The organism is Pseudomonas sp. GW458-11-26-14-LB4, assembly GCF_059423925.1.
This window is the reverse complement of record NZ_JBWKYU010000001.1, coordinates 416,360-431,748: the sequence shown is the minus strand read 5'-3', so window position 1 is coordinate 431,748 and position 15,389 is coordinate 416,360. Positions and strand designations below refer to the sequence as shown.

Annotated in this window: 17 protein-coding genes and 1 pseudogene; 8 read left to right on the top strand and 10 right to left on the bottom strand. The window is 61.4% G+C overall.

The features are described from left to right. Positions 1–76 precede the first annotated feature (76 nt). Positions 77–1,570 carry a YifB family Mg chelatase-like AAA ATPase gene (locus AC07XZ_RS02000; RefSeq protein ID WP_102685860.1) on the bottom strand — a complete coding sequence of 498 codons (1,494 nt, stop codon included), beginning with the start codon at positions 1,568–1,570 and terminating at the stop codon, positions 77–79. Positions 1,571–2,056: 486 nt separating this feature from the next. Between AC07XZ_RS02000 and AC07XZ_RS01995 the strand changes: the two are divergent. Next, positions 2,057–2,310: pseudogene (locus AC07XZ_RS01995) on the top strand (HigA family addiction module antitoxin). A gap of 302 nt (positions 2,311–2,612) precedes the next feature. Here AC07XZ_RS01995 and AC07XZ_RS01990 read toward each other — a convergent pair. Beyond that, positions 2,613–2,873 (bottom strand): accessory factor UbiK family protein, encoded by a 261-nt coding sequence (locus tag AC07XZ_RS01990; protein ID WP_007920416.1) that lies wholly within the window; start codon positions 2,871–2,873, stop codon positions 2,613–2,615. 398 nt (positions 2,874–3,271) lie between these two features. On the opposite strand from AC07XZ_RS01990, the gene glnK reads away from it, so the two are divergent. The 4 genes from glnK to sutA all read left to right on the top strand — a co-directional run bounded on the left by glnK (position 3,272) and on the right by sutA (position 6,055). Continuing rightward, positions 3,272–3,610 carry a P-II family nitrogen regulator gene (glnK, locus tag AC07XZ_RS01985; RefSeq protein ID WP_002555808.1) on the top strand — a complete coding sequence of 113 codons (339 nt, stop codon included), beginning with the start codon at positions 3,272–3,274 and terminating at the stop codon, positions 3,608–3,610. Positions 3,611–3,647: 37 nt separating this feature from the next. Further along, a complete protein-coding gene (locus AC07XZ_RS01980) occupies positions 3,648–4,985 on the top strand; it encodes an ammonium transporter (protein ID WP_007951904.1) in 1,338 nt (445 codons plus the stop codon). Between the two features lie 215 nt (positions 4,986–5,200). Beyond that, on the top strand, positions 5,201–5,626 hold the full coding sequence (locus AC07XZ_RS01975; protein ID WP_011336526.1) for a secondary thiamine-phosphate synthase enzyme YjbQ: 426 nt from the start codon (positions 5,201–5,203) through the stop codon (positions 5,624–5,626). A gap of 102 nt (positions 5,627–5,728) precedes the next feature. Continuing rightward, positions 5,729–6,055 carry a dormancy-specific transcriptional regulator SutA gene (sutA, locus tag AC07XZ_RS01970; RefSeq protein ID WP_007951900.1) on the top strand — a complete coding sequence of 109 codons (327 nt, stop codon included), beginning with the start codon at positions 5,729–5,731 and terminating at the stop codon, positions 6,053–6,055. Positions 6,056–6,121: 66 nt separating this feature from the next. Here the strand turns inward: sutA and AC07XZ_RS01965 are convergent, their stop codons facing one another. Genes AC07XZ_RS01965 through lptM form a run of 6 tightly spaced genes read right to left on the bottom strand, consistent with a single transcriptional unit; the run spans position 6,122 to position 10,729 of the window. Then, positions 6,122–6,826, bottom strand: coding sequence for an HAD family hydrolase (locus tag AC07XZ_RS01965; protein WP_085746783.1), 705 nt, complete (start codon positions 6,824–6,826; stop codon positions 6,122–6,124). Further along, a complete protein-coding gene (gene xerC, locus AC07XZ_RS01960) occupies positions 6,823–7,722 on the bottom strand; it encodes a tyrosine recombinase XerC (RefSeq protein ID WP_007951897.1) in 900 nt (299 codons plus the stop codon). Before xerC ends, AC07XZ_RS01965 begins: the two co-directional genes overlap by 4 nt. A 2-nt stretch (positions 7,723–7,724) precedes the next feature. Beyond that, the gene (locus AC07XZ_RS01955) at positions 7,725–8,450 is read right to left on the bottom strand and encodes a DUF484 family protein (protein WP_007951894.1); all 726 of its coding nucleotides are present in this window, start codon (positions 8,448–8,450) and stop codon (positions 7,725–7,727) included. A 13-nt stretch (positions 8,451–8,463) separates the two neighbouring features. Then, positions 8,464–9,294, bottom strand: a complete 831-nt coding sequence (gene dapF, locus AC07XZ_RS01950; RefSeq protein WP_102685859.1) for a diaminopimelate epimerase — start codon at positions 9,292–9,294, stop codon at positions 8,464–8,466. 4 nt (positions 9,295–9,298) lie between these two features. Continuing rightward, entirely contained in the window at positions 9,299–10,546 is a 1,248-nt protein-coding gene (gene lysA, locus AC07XZ_RS01945) for a diaminopimelate decarboxylase (protein WP_102685858.1), read from the bottom strand. Between the two features lie 9 nt (positions 10,547–10,555). Beyond that, positions 10,556–10,729 carry an LPS translocon maturation chaperone LptM gene (lptM, locus tag AC07XZ_RS01940; RefSeq protein WP_007951888.1) on the bottom strand — a complete coding sequence of 58 codons (174 nt, stop codon included), beginning with the start codon at positions 10,727–10,729 and terminating at the stop codon, positions 10,556–10,558. Positions 10,730–10,968: 239 nt separating this feature from the next. Between lptM and cyaY the strand changes: the two genes are divergently transcribed. The 3 genes from cyaY (at position 10,969) to rnk (ending at position 12,069) form a co-directional block, all read left to right on the top strand. Next, positions 10,969–11,301: an iron donor protein CyaY gene (gene cyaY, locus AC07XZ_RS01935; RefSeq protein WP_007951887.1), complete on the top strand. Its 333-nt coding sequence runs from the start codon at positions 10,969–10,971 to the stop codon at positions 11,299–11,301. Positions 11,302–11,305: 4 nt separating this feature from the next. Next, positions 11,306–11,530, top strand: a complete 225-nt coding sequence (locus AC07XZ_RS01930) for a DUF1289 domain-containing protein (RefSeq protein WP_045121669.1) — start codon at positions 11,306–11,308, stop codon at positions 11,528–11,530. A gap of 128 nt (positions 11,531–11,658) precedes the next feature. Further along, a complete protein-coding gene (gene rnk, locus AC07XZ_RS01925) occupies positions 11,659–12,069 on the top strand; it encodes a nucleoside diphosphate kinase regulator (RefSeq protein WP_102685857.1) in 411 nt (136 codons plus the stop codon). A 6-nt stretch (positions 12,070–12,075) separates the two neighbouring features. Here rnk and AC07XZ_RS01920 read toward each other — a convergent pair whose 3' ends face one another. Beyond that, positions 12,076–14,919: a class I adenylate cyclase gene (locus tag AC07XZ_RS01920; RefSeq protein ID WP_102685856.1), complete on the bottom strand. Its 2,844-nt coding sequence runs from the start codon at positions 14,917–14,919 to the stop codon at positions 12,076–12,078. Between the two features lie 194 nt (positions 14,920–15,113). Then, positions 15,114–15,359: a TIGR02647 family protein gene (locus AC07XZ_RS01915; protein WP_007951883.1), complete on the bottom strand. Its 246-nt coding sequence runs from the start codon at positions 15,357–15,359 to the stop codon at positions 15,114–15,116. Positions 15,360–15,389 lie beyond the last annotated feature (30 nt).

Genomic DNA, 15,389 nt, shown 5'->3' with positions numbered 1-15,389 from the left:
GCTCGCTCCCACAGGGTTTTTGTTGGACCTGTGAGAGCGAGCCTGCTTGCGTTTGGGCCCGCCACGACCTCGACACTTACTGAGTCGCCGGTCGATACTGCAACGCTTCGGCCAGATGTTCGCGACTGATATCCGCGCACTTCTCCAGATCCGCCAGCGTCCGCGCGACCTTGAGCAGACGATGCGCCGAGCGCAGCGACAAGGTCAGTCTTTCGCACGCCGTCTCCAGCCAGGTTTCATCGGCTGTGGATAACTTGCAGTGCTTCTTCAGCCCCGGCAAATCGAGAAATGCATTGGCACAGCCCTGGCGTTTTTGCTGACGATCGCGGGCCTCTGCGACCAATGTGGCCGCGCTGGCGCTGTCCTCTCCCGGTTTCACCGCAGGGTTCAACGCTGTCGCCTCCCGCGCCACCGTCAGGTGCAAATCGATCCGGTCCAGCAACGGCCCCGACAGTTTGTTGCGATAGCGCTGCACCATGTCCGGCGTGCACGAACACTTGCCGCTCGGTTCGCCGAGATATCCACAGGGGCAGGGATTCATCGCCGCGACCAGTTGGAATCTCGCGGGAAACCGCACCCGTTCCTTGGCCCTTGCGATCACGATGCAGCCGGATTCCAGCGGTTCGCGCAGAACCTCCAGCACCTTGCGATCAAACTCGGGCAACTCATCGAGAAACAGCACGCCGTGATGGGCGAGGGTGATTTCGCCGGGCTGAGGTTTTGAACTGCCACCGACCAATGCCGGCCCGGAAGCCGAGTGATGCGGTTGGCGGAACGGGCGTTGCGGCCAGTGAGTCAGCGGCGCGCCGCTGGCGACGGATTGAATCGCCGCCACTTCCAGCGCTTCACTCTCGGCCAGCGGAGGCAGCAAGCCCGGCAAACGACTGGCCAGCAACGTCTTGCCCGTCCCCGGTGGCCCGCTGAACAGCAGGTTGTGGGCACCGGCGGCGGCAATCAGCAGCGCCCGTTTGGCCGCCAGTTGGCCCTGGACTTCATTCAGGTCGGGATAGGGTTTCGCTGCGTGGATCAGCCCATCCGAGACATACGGCTCGACCGGTGTATGCCCATTGAAATGCGCCACTGCTTCCAGCAGATGATCCACCGCGATCACCCTGAGTCCCGAAGCCAGACAAGCCTCCTCAGCATTCGCCCGCGGCACCACCAATGTCCGCCCGGCTTTGCGCGCCGCCAGCGCCGCCGGCAAAACCCCGCGCACCGCCCGGACTGCGCCGGATAACGCCAACTCACCCAGACATTCCACGTCATCCAGCGTCAACGTCGGCACCTGCAGACTCGCTGACAGAATCCCCAGCGCAATCGCCAGATCGAACCTCCCGCCATCCTTGGGCAGATCCGCCGGCGCCAGATTCAACGTGATCCGCCGCGCAGGGAACTGCAGCCCGGAATTGATGATCGCGCTGCGCACCCTGTCCTTGCTCTCCTTCACCGCCGCTTCGGGCAGGCCGACCATGGTCAGCGAGGGCAAGCCATTGGCGAGGTGAATTTCAACGGTGACAGCGGGGGCATCCACGCCAATCTGGGCGCGGCTATGGACGATGGCGAGGGACATGGTCGTTCCTTGAGTTGAATCGGGGGCCGCTTCCTGCGGGTTTTTGAAGGGTAGTTGAGCGGGGTTCTAGCGTTTGAGTAGAGGTTTACAAGACGTATCAGAAAGCGGTTGTGCGGGCCTATGCATTCATCTTCTGCCTGCTAACAGACCACTTGGCTCAAGCTCAGGTCCGCACGTAACGGCAACTTCAATAAACCTCCGTTGATTGGCTGACAATTTCCAGCCAGTCGGAGTGCTTCGAGGTGTAGTTCAACAACCTGAAGTAGCTTTGTCTTTCTCTTTTTATCCTTCACAGAGACCTCCTTCCTGATGGGTGTCGCTAATGTAATGACAGGCGTAAGGACAACTTAAATAGGCGCAGGCGCTGATTTTTGTAGGGGCATGCCCTAATAGTTGTAGGACGCCAGCGAAAGCGACTCGACGGTCTTGTATCGCAAAGTCGGATGCTCCAGTTTGGCCGCTCAATGCAGCCTCTGGAGGCGAAAAATGGACCGCAATGGTATGCGCCCGATTCATCCGCGCGAGGTGCTGAATAAGGAATTCATGGAGCCATTGGGCATGACGGTCATGGACTTGGCCATGCCCACAAAATGGCCTGAACCGAGATCGAGAAGCTTGTGAAATGCCAGCTCAGGATCTGCGCCGATTTGGCAATCAGGCTGGCCATCCACCTCAACACCACACCTGAGTTCTGGATGAATCTTCAGTCGACTTACGATTTGCGAAAAGCTGAAGTTTAGAGAGGAGTTTCCGTCCGTGATCAAGTGGAGCGGCTGGCGCATTGCGCTTGATCTGAATCCAAGGTCGTACGGCGGGGAGCTGAACAGTTGCTGTGACTACTCCTCAGAAAACCGATTGTTGCAGTTATATCGAGACGAAAAAAACCGCCTTGAGGAGACGGTTTTCAGTTGCAGGCTTCGGTGAGGCCAAGGCCTGCGCATCCTTAGTGGACACACTCGCGTATCCCGAGGTTATGCATGTTTGATCGCTGGCACAAGCATCAACGAAATTCCGCCAGCCAGTGGCAGGCTGGGATGAGGACTCACTCAGCTGGCGGCGTCAGCTTCGCTTCCATCTCCGCCACCTTCGCCTCAAGGCTCTCGAGCCGGGCGCGAGTGCGCGCCAGCACGACCATCTGACTGTCAAACTCTTCGCGGCTCACCAGGTCCAGTTTGCTGAAGGCACTTTGCAGCAGCATTTTGAACTGGCTTTCGATTTCGGCTTTTGGCAAGGGCGTGTCGCCGCTGAACAGGCGGGAGGCGGTGCCGCTCAGGGCGTCGAGGAAGTCTTTGGGCGCGAGCATGGGATATGTCCTGGAAACTATGGCCGGCAGTGTATCACGCAGTGTCTATAGTCATTCGTGCAGGCACGGATGCACGCTTTTCGCGCAACTGGATGCACGGCCACGCACCGTTGTTGTGCGTATCCCGAGTGCCATTTGGGTGATGGCATCTGCCGCAGCGGCCAAGGGATTGAAATCAGTGGTTTTTGGCGAGATGGCAAGCTTTCTGCTTAGTCACCTTCGACCCATGCACTGATGCAGTCGCTGTGACGAATGCAGTGCGGCAGACGGAGCGGGGAGTTTCGTCTGGAGCGGTTAGCTGGCGTCGACAACGAAGCGTTACAAAGCCAGGCACTGCGCTTAGACTTGAGTCGGGTTTGTTTTCCTGGGGCAAGTCCACCAATTCGGGAGAGAGTTTCATGAAGCTAGTCACTGCCATCATCAAGCCGTTCAAGTTGGACGACGTGCGCGAGTCGCTGTCCGAAATCGGCGTGCAGGGCATTACCGTTACTGAAGTCAAAGGCTTCGGTCGGCAGAAGGGTCACACCGAGCTGTATCGCGGCGCGGAGTATGTGGTCGATTTTCTGCCCAAGGTGAAAATCGACGTTGCCATCGACGACAAGGATCTGGATCGGGTTATCGAGGCGATAACCAAGGCTGCCAACACCGGCAAGATCGGTGACGGCAAGATCTTCGTGGTCAATCTGGAACAGGCGATCCGCATCCGTACCGGCGAAACCGATACCGACGCGATCTAAACGCCGCCACAAACCCAACGCCCCAGGAGAAAACAATATGACTCTGCGTAAATTCGCAGGGCTAGGAGCCCTGTTGTCTATCGTAATGCCCGGCCTGGCCATGGCGGCAGACGAAGTGGCAGCTCCAGTCCTGAACTCCGGCGACACCGCCTGGATGCTCACCTCCACAGCCCTCGTGCTGTTCATGACCATTCCTGGCCTCGCGCTGTTCTACGGCGGCATGGTTCGGTCGAAAAACATTCTTTCCGTGATGATGCAGTGCTTCGCCATTACCGGTCTGATCAGCGTCCTGTGGGTCATTTATGGCTACAGCATCGCGTTCGACACCACCGGCATGGAGCAGGGCGTCGTCAACTTCAACTCGTTCGTGGGCGGTTTCGGCAAGGCGTTCCTGGCCGGCGTCACCCCAGCGAGCCTGACCGGCCCGGCGGCGCTGTTCCCCGAGGCGGTCTTCATCACCTTCCAGATGACCTTCGCGATCATCACCCCGGCGCTGATCGTCGGTGCGTTCGCCGAGCGGATGAAGTTCTCCGCGATGCTGATCTTCATGGGCATCTGGTTCACCCTGGTCTACGCACCGATCGCGCACATGGTCTGGTCCGGCAACGGTGGCCTGATGTGGGACTGGGGCGTACTCGACTTCGCCGGCGGCACCGTGGTGCACATCAACGCCGGTGTGGCCGGTCTGATTGCCTGCCTGGTACTGGGTAAACGCAAAGGCTTCCCGACCACCCCGATGGCGCCACACAATCTGGGTTACACCCTGATGGGCGCAGCGATGCTGTGGGTTGGCTGGTTCGGCTTCAACGCCGGTTCCGCTGCTGCCGCCAACGGCACCGCCGGCATGGCGATGCTGGTGACCCAGATTGCGACCGCCGCTGCGGCACTGGGCTGGATGTTCGCCGAGTGGATCACTCACGGCAAACCAAGCGCACTGGGTATCGCATCCGGCGTCGTCGCAGGTCTGGTCGCGATCACTCCGGCGGCTGGCACCGTGGGCCCGATGGGCGCACTGGTGATCGGTCTGGCGGCAGGCGTGGTGTGCTTCTTCTGCGCTACCACCCTGAAACGCAAACTCGGTTATGACGACTCCCTGGACGCCTTCGGCGTGCACGGTATCGGCGGTATCCTCGGCGCGATCCTGACCGGTGTGTTTGCTGCACCGTCGCTGGGTGGCTTCGGCACCGTCACCGACATCGCCGCACAAGTCTGGATTCAGTGCAAAGGCGTCGGCTTCACCGTGATCTACACCGCGATCGTCACCTTCATCATCCTCAAGGTACTGGATGCCGTGATGGGTCTGCGCGTGACCGAGGAAGAAGAATCGGTCGGCCTGGATCTGGCACAACACAACGAGCGCGGCTACAACCTGTAAGCACGCGCCGCAAAAAACTTGCCCGGCTCGCCGGGCATTTTTTTGTCTGGAATTTGTCTTCCCTGATACAGCTGAAAGGATTTTTCGTACTGCTTTGGTCGTGTTTACGACGAGTGTTTTTCTGCGGCCAAAGGCTTACATCATTGAAGGAATATTAGGGCCTTTGTTTTTTTCCAGAGCGCGCTAGAATGCGCCCCGAACGTGCGGAGAACTGTATGTGGCAACAGACTCTGATAACCCTGCGGGCACGGCCCCGGGGCTTTCATCTGGTGACGGACGAGTTGCTCGCCGGCCTGCCTGAACTCAAGGCATGCCGGGTCGGTCTGTTGCATTTGTGGCTGCAGCATACCTCGGCGTCGTTGACCATCAACGAGAACGCCGATCCGGCGGTACGTCGCGACTTCGAACGATTTTTCAATCGTCTGATCCCACAAGGAGCAGACGGCTATGAGCATAACGACGAAGGCCTGGACGACCTCCCGGCGCACTTCAAGGCCAGCGTGCTGGGCTGCCAGATCAGTTTGCCGGTAACGGCGGGCCGACTGGCACTGGGCACCTGGCAAGGCGTTTACCTGGGCGAGCACCGTGATCATGGCGGTGCCCGTAAAGTCCTCGCCACCTTGCACGGTGAAGGGGCATAAACCGTTGGTCACCAATGGTTACCGATTTTTTTCCGGCGACTTTCGACAGTCGCCAAAGCTGGTCTATAACTAATCTGCTTTTCGCAAGTCATGAGGTAGAACATGAGCGACGATGATCTGGAAAACGACGACCTCGAAGTAGGCGACGAAGACGAGGCCGAAGACGGTCTGGAAGCAGCAGCGGAAGACGTTGCTGAAGACGATGGCGGTGACGATACGCCGGCCCCGGCTGCCAAAGGCAAGGCCAAGGCTGCGGTGTCGGTCGACGAGTTGCCGAGCATCGAAGCCAAGAACAAGGAGCGCGATGCCCTGGCCAAGGCCATGGAAGAGTTCCTTGCGCGCGGCGGCAAGGTGCAGGAAGTGGAGGCCAACGTGGTCGCCGATCCGCCCAAGAAGCCGGACAACAAGTACGGCAGCCGCCCTATCTGAGGCGTGTCGCTTGCTTGCTGAAAAAGCCCGCCGTCGCTGCGGGCTTTTTACATGGGCGAAAGAAATCTAGCCGCGGCTGTTCCAGCGAGCGAGTACGGCAGGCAGATCGTTCAGGCTGCGAATCTCGGCATCCGGCAGGCGCTCCGCTTCCCAGTCCTTGCCGGCCGGGTTGAACCAGATCGCTCGCAGACCGGCCTGCTGCGCCCCGGCGATGTCATCCCCCGGGTGATCGCCGATATGCACAGCGGCTTCGGCGCTCACGCCGCCGCGCTGCAACGCTTCATGGAACAGTCGAGCATCCGGCTTGGCTATGCCGATGTCTTCGGCACACAACGCAAACTTGAAGTAATCCGCCAGCCCGAGACGACGGACATCGGCGTTGCCGTTGGTGACCACCCCGAGGGCGTAATGCTTGGCGAGGGTTTCCAGGATCGGCTCGACCTCCGGGAACACCTCGATCTGATGCCGCGCATGCAGAAACACTTCAAAACTCTTGTCCGCCAGATCCGACGCTTCGCCGTGGGCGTACCCGGCTTCTTCCAGCGCATGGAACAGCACGCGCCGGCGCAACGCGCTGATGCGGTGCTTCAGGCCCGGTTCGTTGGCCAGCACCCGCTCGCGGATCGACCACAGATGCTCGACCGGCACCGCGCCCAGATTCGGCGCATGTTCGCTCAGCCATTCGCGCAAAACCGCTTCGGCGCTGACGATCACCGGGGCGGTGTCCCACAAGGTGTCGTCGAGGTCGAAGGTGATCAACTGGATGCTCATGAATCGTCGCCTTTCATGCGTTTGGCCCGTGGATGGGCGCTGTCGTAGACCGCCGCCAGGTGCTGGAAGTCCAGGTGGGTATAGATCTGGGTGGTCTTGATGTCCGAGTGGCCGAGCAGTTCCTGCACCGCTCGCAGGTCCTGAGAGGACTCGAGCAAATGGCTGGCGAAGGAGTGCCGCAGCATGTGCGGGTGCAGGTTCTGTCCCAGCTCGCGTTCGCCGGCCAGTTTGACCCGCACCTGAATCGCGCGCGGGCCAAGGCGTCGGCCTTGCTGGCTGACGAATACCGCGTCGTCCGCCGGATTGGTCAGCGCCCGCAGCGGCAGCCATTGCTCCAGTGCTTCCCGGGCCTTTTTGCCGACGGGCAACAGACGCGTCTTGCTGCCCTTGCCGAGCACCTGAACCATGCCGTCGGCCAGATCGAGCTGATCGAGATTGAGCCCGGTCAGCTCCGACAGACGCAGTCCGGAGGAATAGAACAACTCCAGAATCGCCTGATCGCGCCGCGCGAGGAAATCGTCCTCCACGGCACCTTCAAGCAGTTGCAGGGCGCGATCGGTGTCGAGGGTTTTCGGCAGCCGACGTTCGCCTTTGGGCGGTGCCAGGCCGGTGGCCGGATCGTGATCGCAGAGACCTTCACGATTCAGATAGTGATAGAGCCCGCGCACCGCTGAGAGCAGGCGCGCCAGACTGCGTGAGGACTGGCCCTGGGCATGCAGGCGGGCGATCAGGCTGCGCAGGCGCTGGATGTCCAGCGCCTGCCAGCTACCGATGTTCTGTTTGTTGCACCAGCCGAGGACTTTGTCGAGGTCGCGTCGGTAGGCCGACAGCGTGTGCGGCGACACCTGCCGCTCACTGCGCAGGTGTTCGCAGTAAGCGTCCAGTTGTCGTTCCATGCTCAGCGTACCGAGCGCAGGGAGCTGTTGACCCGTGGCAGCACGCGACCCATGACTTCGGCGATGTAGCTGAGGAACAGCGTGCCGACCGAACTCTTGTAGTGCTGCGGATCACGGCTGGCGATGGCCAGGATCCCGTGGATGCCCTGATGGCTGACGGCGACCACGGCGGTGGAGCCGATCTGCTTGCGCTGTTCTTCGCCGAACAGGAAGTCCAGTTCATGTTCACGCAGACTGCCGCTGACGCTCTTGCCTTCGGTGAGCAATCCGCCGATGGCGGTTTGCGCGTCGGCGTGGGTCACCCAGCGGCCGACCGGGGCCGGGTTGTCGCCCAGCAGGATCAGGCTGACGAAGGGCACCTGAAAATCCTGACGCAGGCTGTCTTCGACGCTGATCACCACGTCTTCCAGAGTGGCGGCGTCCATCAGGGCGAGGATCAAGCGGCGGGTCTTGTCGAACAGGCGATCGTTGTCCCGGGCGACGTCCATCAAGTGCGAGAGACGATGACGCATCTCGATGTTGCGGTCGCGCAGGATGGCCATCTGACGCTCGACCAGCGAGACGGTATCGCCTCGCTGATGGGGGATGCGCAGGGACGGCAGCAGTTCTTCATGCTCGACGAAGAAGTCCGGATGAGCCTCCAGGTACGCGGCAACCGCTGCCGCCTCCAGGCTCTCGGACGCTGATTCACCGGACTGTCGGGCGGGTACCTGAGGCTTATCGGTCATGGCTTCTGCTCACTCAAAGACGCACTTGTCCTTCGTATACGCGCACTGCCGGGCCGGTCATCAACACCGGTTGGCCGGGGCCTGCCCACTCAATGGACAGACGCCCGCCCGGCAGGTCGATCAGCAGTGGCGAATCCATCCACCCCTGACTGATCGCAGCTACAGCAGCAGCGCAGGCACCGGTGCCGCAGGCCTGGGTTTCCCCGGCGCCGCGTTCCCAGACGCGCAGTTGCGCGCGATGGCGGTCGATGACCTGGAGAAAACCGACGTTGACCCGCGCCGGAAAGCGCGGATGGTGTTCGATTTTCGGCCCCAGTTCATGCACCGGTGCAGTGTTGATATCGCTGACCCGCAGCACCGCATGGGGGTTGCCCATGGACACCGCGGCCAGATCGACCGGCGCACCGTCGACATCGACCTGATAACTCAGGGCCTGCTCCGGCGCCTGGAACGGAATGTCCGCCGGCACCAGGCGCGGGGCGCCCATGTTAACGCCGATCTGGCCGTCGTTACGCACGTCCAGTTCGATGATGCCGCCCTTGGTCTCGACGCGGATCTGCCGTTTGGCGGTCAGGCGTTTGTCGAGCACGAAGCGGGCGAAGCAGCGCGCACCGTTGCCGCACTGCTCCACTTCGGAACCGTCGGAGTTGAAGATCCGGTAACGGAAATCCACATCCGGATTGCTCGGCGCTTCGACGATCAGCAACTGGTCGAAACCGATGCCGGTGTGCCGGTCGCCCCACATTTTTGCGTGCTTGGGCTGAATATGCGCGTGCTGGCTGACCAGGTCGAGAACCATGAAGTCGTTGCCCAGGCCGTGCATCTTGGTAAAACGCAGCAGCATGGGGTTACTCCGGCAGCAGGCTTTCGCCGGCAAACAGCTCGGCCACGGTTTCGCGGCGACGCACTTCAAATGCCTGATCACCATCCACCAGCACTTCAGCGGCACGGCCGCGGGTGTTGTAGTTGGAGCTCATCACGAAACCGTAGGCACCGGCCGAATGCACGGCCAGCAGATCGCCTTCTTCCAGCGCCAGTTCGCGTTCCTTGGCGAGGAAGTCGCCGGTTTCGCAGATCGGGCCGACGATGTCGTAGGTACGCGCAGCAGTATCGCGTGGCTTGACCGGGGTCACGTCCATCCAGGCCTGGTACAGCGCCGGGCGGATCAGGTCGTTCATGGCCGCGTCGACGATAGCGAAGTCTTTGTGCTCGGTGTGCTTGAGGTACTCGACCTGAGTCAGCAGCACACCGGCGTTGGCGACAATGAAGCGGCCTGGCTCGAACACCAGCGCCAGATCACGACCGACCAGACGCTCGCGTACAGCCTTGATGTAATCGGCGGCCAACGGCGGCTCTTCATCGCGATAACGCACACCCAGGCCGCCACCGAGATCGATGTGACGCAGGTGGATGCCGCAATCGCCGAGGCGATCGACCAGATCCAGCAGGCGATCGAGGGCATCGAGGAACGGCGGCAGGGTGGTCAGTTGCGAACCGATGTGGCAGTCGACGCCGACCACTTCCAGGTTCGGCAGGTGCGCGGCACGCACGTACACGTCTTCGGCGTCGGCGATGGCGATGCCGAACTTGTTCTCTTTGAGACCGGTGGAAATGTACGGGTGGGTGCCGGCATCGACGTCCGGGTTCACGCGCAGCGAGATCGGCGCACGAACGCCCAGTTCGGCGGCGACCACTTGCAGGCGCTCGAGCTCGTCGGTGGATTCGACGTTGAAGCAATGCACGCCGACTTCCAGCGCACGGCGCATGTCGTCACGGGTCTTGCCGACGCCGGAGAACACGATCTTGTCCGGGCTGCCGCCGGCGGCCAGAACACGCTCCAGCTCGCCACGGGAAACGATGTCGAAACCGGCACCGATACGGGCCAGGACATTCAGGACGCCGAGGTTGGAATTGGCCTTGACCGCGAAGCACACCAGGTGCGGCATGCCGGCCAGCGCATCGGCGTAGGCCAGGTACTGGGCCTCGATGTGCGCGCGGGAGTAGACGTAGGTCGGTGTGCCGAAGCGATCGGCGATGGCGGACAGCGCCACACCTTCCGCGAACAGTTCCCCGCCACGGTAGTTAAAAGCGTCCATGGCGATCCCTTAGTAAACGTCGTGCTTGTGTGCCTTGGAGACAGGCTGCTTTTGCGAAGACTGGGCTTGCTCGGCCGGGTCCTGATCTTCATCGGGCAGGTACAGCGGGCCTTTCTGACCGCAGGCCGAAACGAGACAGGCAACCGCGACGAGCGCAGCAAGGGAAGAGATCAGGCGCTTCATGGCGAAATCCTTGAAAATGCGTTAATTGCGCCGGAGTATACCGGCCACCCGGCAGCTTGCCTATGCGACGGAACTCCCGTCCGGCGGGGCTCGGGCTGCGGCGCGGAAACTTTTCCCGCGTGGCGGGTGGATATTTCGTCGCCGGGCAGGGCGCTTGGTCGTTATCCTTTGCAATCGGCTGGCAGCGTCCGTATCTTGCGGCGCTTGAGCCTGATCAGACATTTTTTGAGGTTGCCGCAATGAGTTTGTCCGAAGCCCGTTTCCACGATCTGGTCGATGAAACCCAGGAAAAACTGGAAGACATCTTCGACGACAGCGACCTGGACATCGACATGGAGAACTCGGCCGGTGTGCTGACCGTCAAGTTCGAGAACGGCACCCAGCTGATCTTCAGTCGTCAGGAACCGTTGCGTCAGCTGTGGCTGGCCGCGGTGTCCGGCGGTTTCCACTTCGACTACGACGAAGAAAGCGAACGCTGGATGTGCGACAAGAGCGAAGAACAGCTGGGCGAAATGCTCGAGCGCATCGTCAAGCAGCAGGCCGGCACCGAATTCGATTTCGAAGGCCTGTGATTTCGTGACTGATACTGCGCCCGTCCGTCCGCCGAAGCCGCTCTACAGCAACGTCAGCCCGGCCGTCCCTTCGCCGTGCACCGGCGTGTGCCGGCTGGATGAACAGAAGGTCTGCCTCGGCTGCATGCGCCATGTCGAAGACATCCGCGAGTGGCGTTCGGCCGATGACGAGCGCCGCCGGGTGATTTGCGCGCAGGCGGCTCAGCGCCGGCAGCTCGCCGGAGCGTAGCTTGTATATTTTTTGAGCTGTGATAGTGTCCGGAAACGCCTCAACCCATCGAGGCCTGGTGAAAACCCCGTCTTTTTTGGCGGGGTTTTGCTTTTTTTGTGTGCAGAAGAAAGGAGTCTGCCCGGATCATGACCGCACCTTCCATCACCCTTACCCGTCTGGACGTGCAACGTCTGGAGCGCCTGATCGACAGCCTGGATGACACGCTGCCGGGCGTGATCGCGCTGCAAACCGAACTGGACCGCGCCGATACCCTGGTCGGTCACGATGAAGTGCCTGCCGATGTCGTGACGATGAATTCCCGTGTGCACTGCCGCGAAGAGAGCAGTGGCAAGGACTACCACCTGACCCTGGTCTACCCGAAGCACGCCAACGCCGACGAAGGCAAAGTCTCGATCCTGGCCCCGGTCGGCAGTGCGCTGCTGGGCTTGAAGGTTGGTCAGCACATCGACTGGCCGGCTCCGGGTGGCAAGATCCTGAAACTGACTTTGCTCGAAGTCGAATCGCAGCCGGCCAACGGCGGTGATTTCCCGGAGTAACCCGCCTCAGACCTGCTCGAGCGCCTCGTTCAGAGAGCGTTCCAGGTCGGCCTTGTAACGCAGATACAGATTGCTCGAACTCTGCCCGTCACCGATCACACCCGACAGGTCCAGGTCGGTGATGTAGCAGCGGTAGCGCTCGCTTTCCCGGCGCTGCCCGACGATCTCCCGGGCGACCACGCTGAACAGCTGGTCGCCATGTTCCAGCTCGCTGAATTCCCGTTGATTGCAATACAGCGTGACCTGCACTTCGCCGGGTGCGGCTTTGCCGACGATCGCCTGCACGTCGTAGAACGGTTTGTTGACCGGCGTCTGCGGCGCCGGGCGCATTTCGACCCGTCGTGCGCGTCCCGGCCCTGATGGCAATAACTGGTAATACAAGATTTCAAGGCTGGCGGCATGGCCCGCATCCATCGGCAGCAGCGCTTCGCGGCGGAACTGGATCGATTGCAGGAACCGCTGCAGCGGCACCAACAGGCTTTGCTCGTCGTGATAGGGCAAGTGCTGTTGCCACAGCGCATTGAACTCGTCGAGTACGTACAGCTCGGCGGTTCGCTCGGTGATCCGGTAGAACACCTGAATGCATTCGGGCTGGCCCATCGGCAGGATCAACGCCAGGTCGTGGTCTTCCAGCGCCATCGGGTCCAGGTGCAGCGGGCTGTAGCGCGGCTGTTCCTCGCCCAGGTAATCGAGCAGCGCCGGCAGGGTGGCGAGGGCGACATGGCTGACCTGGCCCGGCACCAGCTCCAGCACGTGATAGTGCTGCTGCACCTGGATCAGGTAGCGGTGATTCAGATCACTGAGCAACAGGGTCTGCGCGGTGTCGACGATTTCTTCCACCCGGCGGGCGATGAACTGCGCGCGGTTGTGACAGAAACAGCGCACCCGCAGCGACGGCTGCTGCGATCCACGCGGCAGGTTGTTGAGGTAATCGCGCAGGCAGTCCATCAAGGCATGCGGGCCGTCGAAGCGATTGACCAGCACTTCGTTCCAGCTGTTGAGCGTGACCTGATCCAGGGTCAGCACCAGGTTTTCGCGCACGCCGGCGTAGCTCAGGGAGTCCGTGCGTTCGGTAGTCATCAGGATGTTGAGGTCGCGGTGATGTTTGAGCGGGTCGACCCCGACATTCACCAGCATCAGCACTTCGCTCGGCACGGCGGCGCGCAGCAGCGGTTCTTCGGCAACGGTCGACAAGGGCAGGGCGATGCTTTGTTGCAGGCTGCCGAGCAGGTTGAACAGCTCGAACTCGCTCAAATCGCTGGTGCCGGGGTGCAGGGCCAGTCGGGTGCTGCTGTCGATCACGCCGTTGCGGTGGCACCAGGTCAGCAGCTCCAGCAACTCGCGGCTGCGCTTGATCGGCGCGAAGTGTTCCCACTCCAGCGCCGTAAGGCTGCCGTTGTACAGGCCCCACTGGGTTTGTCCCGGTTCCTTTTTGTTCGGCGATTGCACCAGGGTCAGGGTGTCTTCGGCCAGGTCCGGGGCGATGCCGGGATTGATGAACTCGACCTTGTCGGCCTTGCGTTCGAATGCTGCATACAGGCGCCGGCCTAGAACGTTGAGGTCGCGCTTGTTGATCAGGCTGACAGTCTGTTCGGTGCGGGCGAACTGGGTCAGGAAGCGGTAGCTGTAATTCAGTTCGTTGACCAGCGCCCGGCGCTCGGCGCTGACCTGGCGGACTTTCCACTGGCTGCGGCTGTCGAGCAGCGCCAGTTGCCGCTGATCCCAGTGCCATTCGCTGGCCAGTCTTTCCAGCAGTGAACGCTGCCAGCTCTGGGTGCGGGTGTTGCCGGTGAGCTTGCGGTTGACCTTGAGGTACAGCGCGCGGCGTACCAACTCCAGGCGCTCCGGCTCGTTGCGCGCAGTGAGGTATTCCTCGATCCGCCGGTAGACCACCATGTACGGGTCCAGCTCGTCGAGATCCAGCCGGTTGGCGAACACCGCCTGCTTGAAGCGCAGGCTCAGACATTGCACCTGCGGATGTTCGCTGGCGTAAACCTCGGTCAGCAGCAGCTTGAGCACCGATTTGTAAGGTGACTCGATGCCCTTGAACAGTTGCCACAGCCCGGCGCCGACGAACTCGCCCGGCGGAATGTGCGCCATCGGCCCCAGGTCGAGGGTTTCATCGTTGCGGATGAAACGCTTGGAAATCAGGGTGTGGGTGTACGCGTCGTAGGCACGTTCTTCGTAGACCGGCACCAGCCACCAGATCGGCGTGCGCCCGGCGAGCCAGATCGCGGTGCGGTAGAACTCGTCCAGCAGCAGATAGTGCTGGGTAGTGCCGCAATCTTCGGAGCTGAGCTGGGTATCGCGTTCGCCTTTGACGAAGCGCACCGGGTCGATCAGGAAGAAGTGCGCTTCGGCCCCCTGGCTGGCAGCCCAGGTTTCGAGCAACTGGCATTTCTTGCGCAGCTCGGCCAGTTCGCTGTCGCTCAGGTCGGGGGCGTGGCAGACCCACACGTCCATGTCGCTCTGGTCGGCCTGGGCCAGCGTGCCGAGGCTGCCCATCAGGAACAGCCCATGAATCGGCCGTGGCGGGTTGCTGCCGTGACGCGGCTTGTAGGAGAACGAGCGGGTCAGGCGCTGGGCTTCGGCAAGCGCATCGGCTTCCGGTTCGTAATTCGACAGCCCGGCCGGCGTACTGCCCGAGACATAACCCGGCAACAGCGGATGATTGACGTGGAAAAACAGCGGCAGCAGCGTCAGCACACTTTGCTGGCGCGTCGAAAGACCTTCCAGCGCCCGGTTCAGGCGGCCTTCATTGAGTTTGAGAAAACGTGCACGTAGCTGGCTGAGTACCTTGCGGTCGATGCCTTCGTCCAGGTCGGGGCGGATTTCATGGGTGCGGGTCATGTCGGCTCAAACCGGCGCGCAGGGCTCGGAGGCAAATGGTCTCGGGTGTCCGGGAGTTTAGCGCCTGAGCGACAGGAGTTTTAAGCTGAATTTGTTTTTTGACGTCAGATTTCTATCGCGCGGCGATGGGCGACGTTCATGGCTGGCCCGCGGAAATCCCGTGGCAGGGGTTTCCGTGGGCAAAGTCGGGAGGATCAGGCGGTTTGCTGCTCTTTGAGAATCGTCAGTACGGTTTGCACGTTCTGTGCGGCATCGCGACCGAGGCTGGTCAGGTAACCGCCATCGGGCTGGTCTGTCAGTTCTTTTTCGAACAGGCGTTGTGCGGCGGCAATGTGCTTCGGGGCAGCGGTCTGATGAATTTTCAGACCTTCCTGGGAACTGTCCAGGTTGAAGAGTGCGAGGACTTCCAGTTCGGCAACCAACTCAGGGGTAAGCGACATAAGGACTCCAGACTTTCTAGGAATTGGACG

Coding starts and splice junctions, on each gene's coding strand:
- AC07XZ_RS02000 (WP_102685860.1), bottom strand. CDS start 1,570: ATGTCCCTCGCCATCGTCCATAGCCGCGCCCAGATTGGCGTGGATGCC.
- AC07XZ_RS01990 (WP_007920416.1), bottom strand. CDS start 2,873: ATGCTCGCGCCCAAAGACTTCCTCGACGCCCTGAGCGGCACCGCCTCC.
- glnK (WP_002555808.1), top strand. CDS start 3,272: ATGAAGCTAGTCACTGCCATCATCAAGCCGTTCAAGTTGGACGACGTG.
- AC07XZ_RS01980 (WP_007951904.1), top strand. CDS start 3,648: ATGACTCTGCGTAAATTCGCAGGGCTAGGAGCCCTGTTGTCTATCGTA.
- AC07XZ_RS01975 (WP_011336526.1), top strand. CDS start 5,201: ATGTGGCAACAGACTCTGATAACCCTGCGGGCACGGCCCCGGGGCTTT.
- sutA (WP_007951900.1), top strand. CDS start 5,729: ATGAGCGACGATGATCTGGAAAACGACGACCTCGAAGTAGGCGACGAA.
- AC07XZ_RS01965 (WP_085746783.1), bottom strand. CDS start 6,826: ATGAGCATCCAGTTGATCACCTTCGACCTCGACGACACCTTGTGGGAC.
- xerC (WP_007951897.1), bottom strand. CDS start 7,722: ATGGAACGACAACTGGACGCTTACTGCGAACACCTGCGCAGTGAGCGG.
- AC07XZ_RS01955 (WP_007951894.1), bottom strand. CDS start 8,450: ATGACCGATAAGCCTCAGGTACCCGCCCGACAGTCCGGTGAATCAGCG.
- dapF (WP_102685859.1), bottom strand. CDS start 9,294: ATGCTGCTGCGTTTTACCAAGATGCACGGCCTGGGCAACGACTTCATG.
- lysA (WP_102685858.1), bottom strand. CDS start 10,546: ATGGACGCTTTTAACTACCGTGGCGGGGAACTGTTCGCGGAAGGTGTG.
- lptM (WP_007951888.1), bottom strand. CDS start 10,729: ATGAAGCGCCTGATCTCTTCCCTTGCTGCGCTCGTCGCGGTTGCCTGT.
- cyaY (WP_007951887.1), top strand. CDS start 10,969: ATGAGTTTGTCCGAAGCCCGTTTCCACGATCTGGTCGATGAAACCCAG.
- rnk (WP_102685857.1), top strand. CDS start 11,659: ATGACCGCACCTTCCATCACCCTTACCCGTCTGGACGTGCAACGTCTG.
- AC07XZ_RS01920 (WP_102685856.1), bottom strand. CDS start 14,919: ATGACCCGCACCCATGAAATCCGCCCCGACCTGGACGAAGGCATCGAC.
- AC07XZ_RS01915 (WP_007951883.1), bottom strand. CDS start 15,359: ATGTCGCTTACCCCTGAGTTGGTTGCCGAACTGGAAGTCCTCGCACTC.